Genomic DNA, 14781 nt, shown 5'->3' with positions numbered 1-14781 from the left:
CCATCTCCGGGCGGACTTCAAGGCTCTGCGCTGCGTACTTCAACCTACTGCGGAAACCCTGTACCTACGGTCAGGTTGGGTGAAACCGACAGTGCGGCCACCGTCCTCCATGCGGCGGCCCCTGGTCAGTCGCCAGGTCGTTCGGCCGCACAGAGTCTTCACCAACCGATGCCTGCGGCACCTCCACCAGAAGAGCTCCCACGATCGCAGCCCCGGCCAGCATTCGATCATTTGATGAGCGGACCGACTTCCGTCTGCCGGTTCGGTGTAGCCGGCCCGCCGCCTTGAACAAGACCAGCCCACACCCGCTCATCACTCATCCGACTCGGAAAACGACAGCTCGTCCGATCAGTCGGATACAATCTCGGACCCTGCCAACGAATCCAGATCAGCGTTCGACCCATCCGACCCACTCGACTCACTCAACTCAGCCGAAGACTCCGAACCCCAACGATCCCTCCCATCACGCAGATCATCGAAGTCCGACTCCGAGATCGAATCCGCGAGCGACACACGCGACCCACTCGACTCACTCAACTCAGCCGAAGACTCCGAACCCCAACGATCCCTCCCATCACGCAGATCATCGAAGTCCGACTCCGAGATCGAATCCGCGAGCGACACACGCGACCCACTCGACTCACTCAACTCAGCCGAAGACTCCGAACCCCAACGATCCCTCCCATCACGCAGATCATCGAAGTCAGACACGAAGACCGGATCCTCAAGCGACACACGCGACCCACTCAACTCACTCAACTCAGCCGAAGACTCCGAACCCCAACGATCCCTCCCATCACGCAGATCATCGAAGTCAGACACGAAGACCGGATCCTCAAGCGACACACGCGACCCGGACAACGACAGTTCATCCGACGAGTCCGATCCAAACTCGAACCCCGCCGTCGAATCCAGATCAGTGTGAGACCCATCCGACCCACTCAACTCACTCAACTCAGCCGAAGACTCCGAACCCCAACGATCCCTCCCATCACGCAGATCATCGAAGTCCGACTCCGAGATCGAATCCGCGAGCGACACACGTAGCTCATCCGCCACTTGGAGAATCGGCTTCCCCGCCAGTTCGTCCGGGTCCGTATCGGTCGCACCAGACACACTCGAAATCTCAGGCAAGCTGTCGAGGCTTCCGCGGAAGTCACCCGCGGGCGGTGTGCCGGACTCCATGACCGGCCGAGCATCATTGACGGAACCCTGTAGACGGTGCTCAGCACTCCCCTCAACATCGGTCCGGGGACCCTGTCCGGAAGACTCCTCCGGCTCCTCGGTTCCGCCTGAAAATCTCCGCTTCGCCTCTCGGAAGAGCCTGGGACTGCTGGCGAGCATGGCTTGGCGTTGCGCCGGTTCGAATGCCCCCAACGGCCATGTTGATTGAAGTACCCACATAGCGCGGTCTCCCTGTGAGATCGGAAGCTTCGCCGCCTGCAGATCGCTGGGCTCCACCGGGACCTCCAGCACAGCCGGAGAGCGCAGCAGATCTGCGATCGTCGCGCTAAGATCTTCCTCGGCTGCGGTCTGGTTCGGGTTCTGCCCTGGCAAGGTGCCACCACCAGCCGCCAAGGGTTCCTGATGGCCACGGACACTGCGTGCAGGACTGGCAACGCCAGCGGTGACGTCGGCGGGCGACACCTGGTTCACATCGGCGCCTACGGCCCCCCCACTCCCCGTGAGGGCATCACCGATACCCTCTCCGCTCTCACTGGCGGCACGCCCCGTACCACTCCGGACATCCGCGCCATGCGGCTCCGTCGGAACACGGCGGGGCTGCTCAGTCTGATCACGCTCACTCGAAGCCGACGGGTGATCAAAGCGACCGCCGCCGCCGGACGCAACCGAATGGGCAAGCTCACCCGACTCGAAACTGCGTCTCGCCAGCGCCGGATCCACGCTGGTGGGTTGAGGGGCCTGTGACGTCCCAGCCGGCGGGGAATCCGCCGACGGCACCACTTCACCGGACTCGGCCAGACGCCCCGCAGCAGGCACCGCCACACCCTGGCCCGGCTCCTCCCCAGAGGCCGACACGCGGCCTGGCCCGCGAAGGCCGAGCCAACCCATCACCTTGTTCCGGACCACGTTCCTACCCCAGCTGGGCATCTTCCACCCGGAGTCACGAACCAGAGGCGCCGCCCCCACCTCCAGCACCTGCAACGACGGGGATCCACCAGCCGACGACCTCGACGACTTCAACAGTGCAACCGACTCCACGTCAGACTTCGTGTCCAAGATCACGAATTCGCCCATCAGGCTCGATTCACCCGCAGAGAGCACCTGCTTGCCACGCCCGCCAGGCGTGAGCAGGGCCTGCGGCGGGGCATCGTCGTCACGGACACCGAATCCGTGGACGAGTTCATGGGCAGCCGGATGCTCCTCCCCAGAGGCCGGCACGCGGCCTGGCCCGCGAAGGCCGAGCCACCAACCCTCCAGCGTGTTCCGAACCACGCGCTCACCCCAACTGAGCACCTTCCACCAGGGGTCACGAACCAGAGGCGCCGCCCCCACCTCAGGCATCACATCCCACATCGGGGACTCCTCAGCCCACGACATCGTCAGACTCGGCGGCTTCGACAGACTCGACGACGCATCCAAGACCCCGGAACCGACCGAAGCACCATCGAACGCTGCAACCGACTCCACGTCAGACTCCGTGTCCGAAGGCCGCCACGCGTCAAGGGCCTCGACCAACCGCTGAGCCGACCCACCCGAATCCGACCAAGCGTACTCACCCTGCACACTCGAAGACTCGACCTCGCCCCCTTGCCCTTCGAAGTCCACGCCTCTCGCCGCTGGAAGACCAGAATCCCTCGCCGAACGCCCAGCGGTGGGTTGGATCAGCAATGGCGTACCAGCCTGCCCGTACGACACTGCCGGCATCGCATCGGACGATGCCAACTCGTCGTCCAGGTCACTGCCGTCGGCAGTGACCTGCTCCCGACGCGTGCTGACGCCGGGGTGAAGGTAGGGGGTCAGTACGTCTGCGATCTGCTGGAGATGGTCGGAGGTGATGACGATGTGCGATTGAGGATTCTCGAACTTCCCCATCAGGCTCGATTCACCCGCGGAAAGCACCTGCGTGTTACGCCCGCCAGGCGTGAGCAGGGCCTGCGGCGGGGCATCGTCGTCACGGACACCGAATCCGTGGACGAGCTCATGGGCGTAGGCAGCCGGGTGCACATCGGTGTACCAACGGTTCTGGACCATGTCCCGGTCGCCGCTGGGCAGCCCGTCCCGGACCTGAACCTCTTGGTGTGCTTGGTCCTTGGAATCGACAAACTCCACAGCAAACTCCACCCGGGGGCCAGGCAGTTGCGGGCCGGTGACCTGATCCGGCTGGAATGCCTCCAGCCGATGCCCCCGCCGGCTCACCTGCTCCATATATGCAGAGAGACGTAGACGCATGGCAGCCACTCGAGCCGGATCCGCCGCCAGAACCGCACCTTGGTCATCGAGGCGGGTCGGATTGAGGAAGATCCGGCGCGTCAGACGGATGGTCTCCTGTCCGGGCCGGTCACCGGCATACCACTCCCAGACGAACCCGACATCCGTCCGCTCACCGGAAGGCCCACGCCTACCATCAGGCCGCTGCACTCTGCGCCTACCGTCCGGCCCAACAGTGAATTCGAACGGCTCAACCGGCCGTTCGCCGTCCCGACGCCGTGTTCCCTCGGACCCCTCCTCACCAGATCCAGGAGCTACCCCATAAGGCAGCCAACGATCGCTACGCACCTCACCCGAGCCCAGCAACCGGCCCGGACCGGACGAACCCCCCGACAGCACACTCGGAGCGGCCGAAGGCACCGTCCCAGCCCCACCGGCCTCACTCGAGACTTCCTCACCTTCGGCCGACAGGCCGGCCACCAGCGCGATGCCCTGTTCCCGGCCAGGGCCCTCGCTCCCCGTCGAGGAGCCTTGACCCCGGCCATCACTCTCCAGGGACACTCCCGGACTCGGTCGCCGCACGGCACCTATATCCCTTGGCAGGGTCTGCTCATTGATCTCGGCCTGCTGCACCACACCCGCAGCAACCACATCACCGGAGCCGTCACCAGCCGCAGACTGGGGCGAAGTGTTGACCTGGCCGACCGGACGGGCACCAGGCCCCGATTCATCAGCGTCCGGATTCCACGTACCAGTACGATCCAGCTCCGCAAACTCCGACAGGCTCTCGGGCGGGGCGTCGTGGACACCCTCCCGCCACTCAACCTCATCAGTGTCCGGATTCCACGTACCAGTACGATCCAGCTCCACGTCGTAGACACTCACAACAGCCCGTGCATCGATCAATCCCGTGAAAGCAACCTCCCGCTCCATAGGGAAGGAATTCCACGCTGCTTGCCGATCTAAAGTGCCATTGACATCAACACCGGTAGGGTCACCGTTACGCGACGAGTCAATCCCATATCGAAAGCGGCTCGAACGATGCCACAATTCACGATTACGAGTGGTCGAGACGAACTGCGCTGCGGGATTAAGTCTCGCCCATTTCCGCAGATCCACAACGCTCTCGGGGTCGTCAGCATGGAAACCCACGCGGAAGATCTCTTCCGGCGGACGGTTCGAGAACCGCCACAGCTTCTCCCCCTTAAGGCTTTCCACCACATAGTCGCGATCCAGTTCGTGCACCATGCGGTAGTCCACCGCAGGCGCCGCATCTACCGCGGCGTCGCCGCTGACTCGCGTCTCCTGCGTCACAGCAGGGGAAACATCGCCGGAAAGGGCAACCGACTCCGTAGCAGGTTGGGCGGTCGGCCGCACCACCACCGCGTCTGCCTCACCATCGGCAGCGCCAGCAACAGGGTGCGCGGCCGCCCTCGGATCGGACTCCGACCCGAGCCCCTCGTCGAACCCGAGCCCCTCGTCGGAAGGGACCGGGGCCGGCAGGTCCTCCAACTCGTCCAAGCGCGCCTCGTCCAGGAACGCGCTCAGCCCGGCAGGAACGTCCTCCGAGAATGACTGCTGCGGGTGAAGCCGCTGCACTTGCAGTTCCGGCCCCCCCTCAGCCGCATACAGATCAGCAATCCTCATCAAGGTCGACAATGGCAGAACTTGTCGACCATACCTGAAGTGGTTCGCTTGATGCCTCTTGGCTCCAACGTGGTTGACAACGTACGAGAGCCCCTTCTTCCCCTGCAGCCACGCCAATTGCTTCCGAGCGACCTTGACCCGGACTGCGAACCGCGGCGCATCGCGGTACGTTTCCCGCAAACGATGGATCGCGTCCACCACCTCGGGCGACACCAAGTGCCATTCCTCGTCCCGGATGGCCTTCATGTCGTGAGAACCGGCACGAATCTCCTCGAACAGGTCGCCCAATGACCTCAGTTTCGACCTCAGATCATCCACGGCCTCCTCCAGCCCCAGCCGCACATCCGAGAATGACTGCTGCGGGTGAAGCCGCTGCACTTGCAGTTCCGGCCCCCCCTCATCCGCATACAGATCAGCAATCCTCATCAAGGTCGACAATGGCAGAACTCGTTGACCATACCTGAAGTCGTTCGCTTGATGCCTCTTGACTTCAACGTGGTTGGCAACGTACGAGAGCCCCTTCTTCCCCTGCAGCCACGCCAATTGCTTCCGAGCGACCTTGACCCGGACTGCGAACCGCGGCGCATCGCGGTACGTTTCCCGCAAACGATGGATCGCGTCCACCACCTCGGGCGACACCAAGTGCCATTCCTCGTCCCGGATGGCCTTCATGTCGTCAGAACCGGCACCAATCTCCTTGAACAGGTCGCCCAATGACCTCAGTTTGGACCTCAGATCATCCACGGCCTCCTCCAGCCCCAGCCGCACACCACTGCCGGCCCCGCGGTCCGAGGCACCAACTGCACCGGACGCAGCCTCACCCACCGCATACGAAAGCCCCACCGATCCAGCCGAACCCGCGAACTCCTCCGAGCCCTCCATGTCCACGTCGGCAGGCCCACCCGGCGAAACAGGCTGTGGACCGAAGTCCGACCCGAGCAGCGCAGCCACCTCGGCCGACTCGTCCGCACCCACCACCGCAGGCTCGCCCGTCGAAACAGGGCGCGGACCGGACTCCGACCCGAGCAGCGCAGCCACCTCGGCCCACTCGTCCGCACCCACCACCGCAGGCTCGCCCGTCGAAACAGGGCGCGGACCGGACTCCGACCCGAGCAACTCAGCCACCTCGGCCCACTCGTCCGCACCCACCACCGCAGGCTCGCCCGTCGAAACAGGGCGCGGACCGGACTCCGACCCGAGCAGCGCAGCCGTGACCGTATCCACGGACCCCGCGGCCGGCGGTTCCTCCAACTCGTCCAAGCGCGCCTCGTCCAGGAACGCGCTCAGCCCGGCAGGAACGTCCTCCGAGAATGACTGCTGCGGGTGAAGCCGCTGCACTTGCAGTTCCGGCCCCCCCTCAGCCGCATACAGATCAGCAATCCTCATCAAGGTCGACAATGGCAGAACTTGTCGACCATGCTTGAAGTGGTGCGCTTGCTTCCTCGTGGCTTCAACGTGGTTGACAACGTACGAGAGCCCCTTCTTCCCCTGCAGCCACGCCAATTGCTTCCGAGCGACCTTGACCCGGACTGCGAACCGCGGCGCATCGCGGTACGTTTCCCGCAAACGATGGATCGCGTCCACCACCTCGGGCGACACCAAGTGCCATTCCTCGTCCCGGATGGCCTTCATGTCGTGAGAACCGGCACCAATCTCCTTGAACAGGTCGCCCAATGACCTCAGTTTGGACCTCAGATCATCCACGGCCTCCTCCAGCCCCAGCCGCACATCCGAGAATGACTGCTGCGGGTGAAGCCGCTGCACTTGCAGTTCCGGCCCCCCCTCAGCCGCATACAGATCAGCAATCCTCATCAAGGTCGACAATGGCAGAACTTGTCGACCATGCTTGAAGTGGTGCGCTTGCTTCCTCGTGGCTTCAACGTGGTTGGCAACGTACGAGAGCCCCTTCTTCCCCTGCAGCCACGCCAATTGCTTCCGAGCGACCTTGACCCGGACTGCGAACCGCGGGGCATCGCGGTACGTTTCCCGCAAACGATGGATCGCGTCCACCACCTCGGGCGACACCAAGTGCCATTCCTCGTCCCGGATGGCCTTTATGTCGTGAGAACCGGCACCAATCTCCTTGAACAGGTCGCCCAATGACCTCAGTTTGGACCTCAGATCATCCACGGCCTCCTCCAGCCCCAGCCGCACACCACTGCCGGCCCCGCGGTCCGAGGCACCAACTGCACCGGACGCAGCCTCACCCACCGCAGACGAAAGCCCCACCGATCCAGCCGAACCCGCGAACTCCTCCGAGCCCTCCATGTCCACGTCGGCAGGCCCGCCCGGCGAAACAGACTGCGGACCGAAGCCCGACCCGAACAGCGCATCGAAGGCCGCGGATGCTGCTTCCGGGTCTGCCTGGCCGCTGCTCGCGCCCTCGTCTCCCACGCCCTCGCCACCACCGCCGGTGACGGCCTCTACCTCGATACGGCGCCGCTTCGGCCCATGCTGTGCGCTTCGATCGGTGTCGTCCTCGTCTGCCGAAGGCTCCGAACCACCGTGCCGCTTGCCACCCCCCGCAACGAGGCCACTGTCCGCAGACTCCGTCTGGGACGTTCGGGGCGCCTCGACACTGTCATGCACGGCCGGCCCCGAGTACTCCTCGGCCAGATCGGCCAGATCGGGCAGATCGATATCGTCCGCGTCCTCATCCACCGACCCGACAGCCAACGCCGGCGACCCCACGACCTCCCCGTCATCACCGGGAAGCGGATCGAAGTCCGCAAAGACCCCGGACTCCATATCCACATCGAACCCGAGCCCCTCGTCGAACCCGAGCCCCTCATCCGTCTGGGACGTTCGGGGCGCCTCGACACTGTCATGCACGGCCGACCCCAACTCCTCGGCCAGAGCGATAACGTCCGCGTCCTCATCCACCGACCCGACAGCCAACGCCGGCGACCCCATGACCTCCCCGTCATCACCGGGAAGCGGAGCGAAGTCCGCAAAGACCCCGGACTCCATATCCACATCGAACCCGAGCCCCTCGTCGAACCCGAGCCCCTCGTCGGAACGAACGGGGGCTGCCGGCCGCGCATACGCCGTCTCTTGCACGACACGGGGCTTCGGGGCGCTGACTCCGTGGTGGAGGAAGGGGCTCAGGATGTCGGCGATCTGTCCGAGTTCATGAGGCGTGAGCGCGTAGGACCGCCCAGGCTCACCGACGTCGATCGGGCCCATCAGGTCCCAGTTGCCCTCACCCGCCTGCTGCGCCTCATCCCCATGAGAAGTCAGCGGCACCCCCAACGGACGGCCCTGTTCATCACGCGGCGACGTCAACAGGGCCCGCTCACCATCGTGGGCCTCATCATCATGGGCCTGTGCATCACGGGGCCCGTAACCGTGCGCGATCTCATGGGCAAGCAGCACACGAGACGCCTGCGTGTACCAGACGTTCTGCACCATGTCCCCAGGCGCCTGAGGCTGCCCGTCCTTGACCTGGACCACGTCATGCGCGTCCGCCTCGGAATCGACGAACTCCACCGCAAGCTCCAACCGCGGCCCCGGCAGATGCGGGCCATGGACCAGACCCTCCGGCTGGACAGCCGGCAACCGGCCCCCTTGCGCGTTCAACTCCGCCAAACCCTCGAAAGCGTTGCGCCGCATCACCTCCACCCGACCCGAATCCACACCCTGGACGTCGAGGAAGATCCGGCGAGTCAACCGGACCGTCTCCTGACCAGGCCGGTCACCCCCAAACCACTCCCAGACGAACCCGACCTCCGTCCGCTCACCCGACCCGCCCGGCAGTACCCGACCAGGCGACCCGTCCTCACCCACCTCCAGGACGAACGCTTCCCCCGACCATGGAATGAAACGATCGGTACGCACCTCACCCGAGCCCAACAACCGGCCCAGACCGGACGAACCCCCCGACAGCACACTCGGACCCGCCGAAGGCACCGTCCCAGCCCCACCAGCCTGCGCCGAGAGGTCCTCGACCCGGCCATCACCCAGGGACAACACACCGGGGCCCGGCCGCCGCACGGCATCGACAGCCTCCGGCATGGTCTGCTCATCGGTCTCGGCCTGCTGCACCATGTCCGAGGCACCAACTGCACCGGACGCAGCCTCACCCACCGCAGACGAAGGCCCCACCGATCCAGCCGAACCCGCGAACTCCTCCGAGCCCTCCATGTCCACGTCGGCAGGCCCGCCCGGCGAAACAGACTGCGGACCGAAGTCCGACCCGAACAGCGCATCGAGGGCCGCGGATGCTGCTTCCGGGTCTGCCTGGCCGCTGCTCGCGCCCTCGTCTCCCACGCCCTCGCCACCACCGCCGGTGACGGCCTCTACCTCGATACGGCGCCGCTTCGGCCCATGCTGTGCGCTTCGATCGGTGTCGTCCTCGTCTGCCGAAGGCTCCGAACCACCGTGCCGCTTGCCACCCCCCGCCACGAGGCCACTGTCCGCAGACTCCGTCTGGGACGTTCGGGGCGCCTCGACACTGTCATGCACGGCCGACCCCAACTCCTCGGGCAGATCGGCCAGAGCGATAACGTCCGCGTCCTCTTCATCAGCGTCCGGATTCCACGTACCAGTACGATCCAGCTCCGCAAACTCCGACAGGCTCTCGGACGGGGCGTCGTGGACACCCTCCCGCCACTCAACCTCATCAGTGTCCGGATTCCACGTACCAGTACGAATCAGCTCCCTGTCGTAGACACTCACAACAGCCCGTGCATCGATCAATCCCGTGAAAGCAACCTCCTGCTCCTCAGGGAAGGCATGCCACAGTTCTTCCCGATCGAAAGTGCCATTGACATCAACACCGGTAGGGTCACCGTTACGCGACGAGTCAATCCCATATCGATAACGCTTCTTGCCATTGTGATCTTCGAACCACAAGTCCTGATTACGAGTGGTCGAGACGAACTGCGCATCGGGATTCTCACACGACCAGTCCCAAAGATCCACCACATTGCTGGGTTTATCGGCACGGAAACCCTCACGGAAGATCTCCTCCGGCGGACGGTTCGAGAACCGCCATAGCCTTTCCCCCTCATCACTTTCCACCACATAGTCGCGATCCAGTTCGTGCACCATGCGGTAGTTCACTGCAGGCGCCGCATCCACCACGGTGTCTGCGCTGACTGGCGTCTCCTGCACCTCACCAGGGGAAACATCGTCGGAAAGGGCAGCCGACTCCGTAGCAGGTCGGGTGGTCGGCCGCACCACGCCCGCGTCTGCCTCACCCCCGGCAGCCCCATCAGCAGCGACCCGGTCCTGAAGGGCGCGGACGCCATAAGAAAGGTAGGGGGTCAGTACGTCTGCGATCTGCTGGAGATGGTCGGAGGTGATGACGATGTGCGATTGAGGATTCTCGAACTTCCCCATCAGGCTCGATTCACCCGCGGAAAGCACCTGCGTGTTACGCCCGCCAGGCGTGAGCAGGGCCTGCGGCGGGGCATCGTCGTCACGGACACCGTATCCGTGGACGACTTCATGGAAATGGGCAGCCGGGTGCACATCGGTGTACCAACGGTTCTGGACCATGTCCCGGTCGCCGCTGGGCAGCCCGTCCCGGACCTGAACCTCTTGGTGTGCTTGGTCCTTGGAATCGACAAACTCCACAGCAAACTCCACCCGGGGGCCAGGCAGTTGCGGGCCGGTGACCTGATCCGGCTGGAATGCCTCCAGCCGATGCCCCCGCCGGCTCACCTGCTCCATATATGCAGAGAGACGTAGACGCATGGCAGCCACTCGAGCCGGATCCGCCGCCAGAACCGCACCTTGGTCATCGAGGCGGGTCGGATTGAGGAAGATCCGGCGCGTCAGACGGATGGTCTCCTGTCCGGGCCGGTCACCGGCATACCACTCCCAGACGAACCCGACATCCGTCCGCTCACCGGAAGGCCCACGCCTACCATCAGGCCGCTGCACTCTGCGCCTACCGTCCGGCCCAACAGTGAATTCGAACGGCTCAACCGGCCGTTCGCCGTCCCGACGCCGTGTTCCCTCGGACCCCTCCTCACCAGATCCAGGAGCTACCCCATAAGGCAGCCAACGATCGCTACGCACCTCACCCGAGCCCAACAACCGGCCCGGACCGGACGAACCCCCCGACAGCACACTCGGAGCGGCCGAAGGCACCGTCCCAGCCCCACCAGCCTGCGCCGAGAGGTCCTCGACCCGGCCATCACCCAGGGACAACACACCGGGGCCCGGCCGCCGCACGGCATCGACAGCCTCCGGCATGGTCTGCTCATCGGTCTCGGCCTGCTGCACCATGTCGGCGGCAACCACATCGCCCGAGCCGTCACCAGCCCCAGACCGGGCCGAAGGGTTCACCTGGCCGGACGGCCGGACACCGGCCTGGTCACTACGCTCACCGATACGAGCACGCCCCGCATCGCCGGCCGGCTCAGACACCGTGGACGGTCGACCGGCAGAAGACACAGGCTGGTTGGCGACCCGACCCGGATCGGCCACAGGGCCGGCAGCCTGAACAGCAGCGGTACTCGCTCCCATCGCCGCAGAACCAGCTCCGCCGGAAACCGCACCCGCCGCAACCTGTACCGGCTCCGCGGGTTCCAGCCCCGCGGTCACCTCAGCGGTCGGGGTGCGCTCCTCATCCACCGCCGCTACCTCAGCAGGCCGCCCAGCGACGGCAGACATGCCCGTGCCACTCGAACCCACGGCAGGCAGCGCCTGTGCCGCAACCCCCGTAACACCCCCGGCCGCAGACCCTGTGTCTGCCTCACCGGCCGGACGCGGCCGAGCCCCGCCCGACTCCGCACTTCCCAGGCTCCCGGCCGACGGCACCCCGGCCGACCCCACCGCACCCTGATCCTGTACAACACCCGCATCCGACACCCCGGCATCCGCACCAGACACCGTGGGAGGCCGCCCCGACACCACCCCAGCACCAGCAGCAGCGCCCGTGACACCGGCATTCCCGGCAGTACCAGCAACGCCGACCGCCTCACTGCCCGCAGCACCCGTGCCGCCGGCGGCCGGCTCCCCGCCACCGCCCACCGCGACCCCGCCACCGCGACCGTCACCCTCGTCGGTACCGGCCGTGTTCACCCCGGCATTCTGCGCATCGGCAGGCCATGAAGGGACCTCGGAAGAGAAGCCCTTGTTGAACGCCAGATTGATCGCCAGACCAGTCTTCTCCGCACCCTTATTGAGCCCCTCGCCGACATTGCCACTGAGGCCCCCACCCAAGAACGTGTCCCACGAGGTCGCCCAGTTGCCGTTGAAGAACCCACTGCCCAGAATCTCCGCAAGCGCCTCCGAACCACCCGAGGCAAGGAAAACACTGGAAGCGTTGGGCTGCCGGGCGACACCACCCCCCCGGTCCACATGACCAGTCCCCGGCTCGGCCCCCACCTTCACCGTCACATCATCCGCAACACTCTTGGCAAACGCGCCACGCCTGACATCATCACGGAACAGAGACAAGAACTTCTCGTTGCCGCCGACGATGCCGCCGAAGAATCCACCGGCAAGACCACCGAACACCGCGTCCTGCCCGATCTGCCCCCAGTCGAAGCCGTTGAAGCTCTGCTCACCCGACGTGAAAGCAATCATCCCCAGACGCACAGCGAACGACTGGAAAGCCTCCTCGAACGCCTCACTCAACACCGGCAGCAAATGCGTCTTGCTCAGCAACTGATGCAGAATCAGCAGCACCGCCACACGACTCCGCTGCTGCGCAACCACCGCCCTGCCCGCAGTAGCACCACCCGTGACAGCCGACAACCAAAAAAGGGCCTTCAGCTCGATCAGAAGCCGGATGACCTCAGCACTGATCTGCCACTTGCCTTCCATAATGTCGTACGAAGTCTTCACCCGGCCATCGGCAATATCGTCCAACTGCCTCGCGAACTGCTTCAGATACCCCGTACCACCCGAATCCACGAACATACCCATGGCACGCACATAATCGTTCCCCACCTGCGGTGGCAGCGCCCTCGCAGTACCCGAAACCGTACGCTCAATGACATCCGACAAACCACGGACATCATGAGCCAAACCCCTGAACGCCGCATGACTGTCACGAGCCAGGTCCTCATTCGCCTGCATCAACCGCTCGCCAATAAGGACGAACAGCATATTGTTCACCAGCGGTGAGACCTGGATTGCCATGAAAAATTCAGTGCTTCCTGCTCTTGTTTCCGGTGGAGTTGTCACCCGGCGACCGAAGGATCGCGGCCAGGCTCCCGGCCCGCGCGGACCGGATATTCCTCACGTTTTCACTGGTGTCATCGGCGATCGCGACGGCCGCCCGCGATCAGCCTCAGACCGCGCTCAACCTCCGCAGCATGCGCTGCACCGCGGCGCTGATCTCATGAATCCGCCGGATGCCGGCCGGGATCGTCGATGTCCACGCCCGCCGGCTCCGGCACCGCCACGCTCGACTGCATGAGAGGCTGGAAAGTCCCAGCCCCGCCTCAGTCCTGGCCGGCGTGTCCTGCGTCGCTTCGAGCTCGGCCACCGCATCGACTTCTCTCCGCCACGGGCGACGCAACGGGCAGCCTCAGCCGGCGCTCCACTTCTGGTTGTCCTGTCCGTTGCAATCCCACAGTTGCAACCGGCTGCCGTTGGCCACCTGCTGCTCCCTCACGTCAACGCACTTGTCAGCCTGCGGATTGACCAGGTCGTGCGAGGAGTTCAGCCGGAACTGCTGGGCGGGATGGCCACTGCATCTGGCCAGTTGAATCGCGGCACCGTTGCCCGTCGCCCCCCAGGCGACGTCCATACACAGCCCCATGGAACGCACCGTCCCGTCGCCCATGAAACGCCACGTCTGCTGTGCCGCTCCGCTACAGCCCCAGATCTGCAACGGCGTACCGTCACCCCCACCGTGCGTGACATCGATGCACCGGCCCGAGTGGTGGCTGCGGATGGAAACACCGGGCACACTGGAGGACTCCCCGGAAGACCCGGACTTACTCAGCTTGGAGGACTTCCCGGAAGACCCGGACTTACCCAGACTGGAGGACTTCCCGGACGACCCGGACTTACCCGAAGCCTGAGCCGCGCTGGGCCGCGGCAACGGCTTCGGATCCTCACTCACCGGCGCAGGGCCACTGCCCCCCACCCCACGGGCTACAGGTATCCCGGCAGTGCTCCCCCCTACCGCCCGGGGCCCTCCAGCGCCCCCTTGCCCAGCGGGACCCTTGCCCGAACGCGGCTTCTGAGAGGTGCTGTTCGCGGTCGGCGACGCTGATTCGATGGGGCCGGCCATGACGTTACCCGCGGGAGACCCCAGCACCGTGCCGGGCGTCGCACCAGCAGGAGCCACGCCCTCCTCCTCACCGCCGCTGCTCACCAGGAACGGCACCGCCACCAGAAGAGCTCCCACGATCGCAGCCCCGGCCAGCAGACTCTTGTGCGGCCGCCCAGGCGGGACGTCCGCGGCAGCCTCGGCCGTGCCACCGACCGTCTCACCCGCCTCTACCTCCACATCGACCGCTGCAGCAGGCTCCGCTCCCGCCTCACCACCCTGCCCGGCGGTTTCCGCGACACCTGCCGCTTCCGGCTCCTCGACGACCGGCGACGCCGGCTCCGGACCGGGAGTCCCCTGCTCGGCACGCCCTACGGCGGGAAGCACAGCCGTAACGCCTTCGGCCGGGGAAGCCGGCAGCACCGCCGGCGAACCCGCGGCCTCCACCGTCCCCGTTGCCGTGTCTCCTTGCGCCGCTGCCGATTCCCCGGCCTGCGACGGGATGTCCTGGGTGCCCTGAGGCTGTGCTGTGGTCATCGTGTCATTCCTACGGTGCGACG

2 protein-coding genes are annotated in these 14781 nt (G+C 65.4%); both read right to left on the bottom strand.

Annotation, left to right across the window (positions count from 1 at the left end; all coding sequences use genetic code 11):
- Window positions 1–348 precede the first annotated feature (348 nt).
- A complete protein-coding gene (locus AC0VYN_RS10760) occupies window positions 349–13140 on the bottom strand; it encodes a scabin-related ADP-ribosyltransferase (RefSeq protein WP_475535788.1) in 12792 nt (4263 codons plus the stop codon).
- 391 nt (window positions 13141–13531) lie between these two features.
- A complete protein-coding gene (locus AC0VYN_RS10755; RefSeq protein ID WP_475536852.1) occupies window positions 13532–14242 on the bottom strand; it encodes a ricin-type beta-trefoil lectin domain protein in 711 nt (236 codons plus the stop codon).
- Window positions 14243–14781 lie beyond the last annotated feature (539 nt).

The organism is Streptomyces sp. 63XJN7_1_ISO-PGPR-S23-121, from assembly GCF_056173025.1.
The sequence above is the reverse complement of the archived record's forward strand: the minus strand, read 5'-3'. Positions and strand labels throughout refer to the sequence as shown.

What these genes read in the sequence shown, in the direction of transcription:
- AC0VYN_RS10760 (WP_475535788.1), bottom strand. Translation starts at nt 13,140, where the DNA reads ATGGCAATCCAGGTCTCACCGCTGGTGAACAATATGCTGTTCGTCCTT.
- AC0VYN_RS10755 (WP_475536852.1), bottom strand. Translation starts at nt 14,242, where the DNA reads ATGGCCGGCCCCATCGAATCAGCGTCGCCGACCGCGAACAGCACCTCT.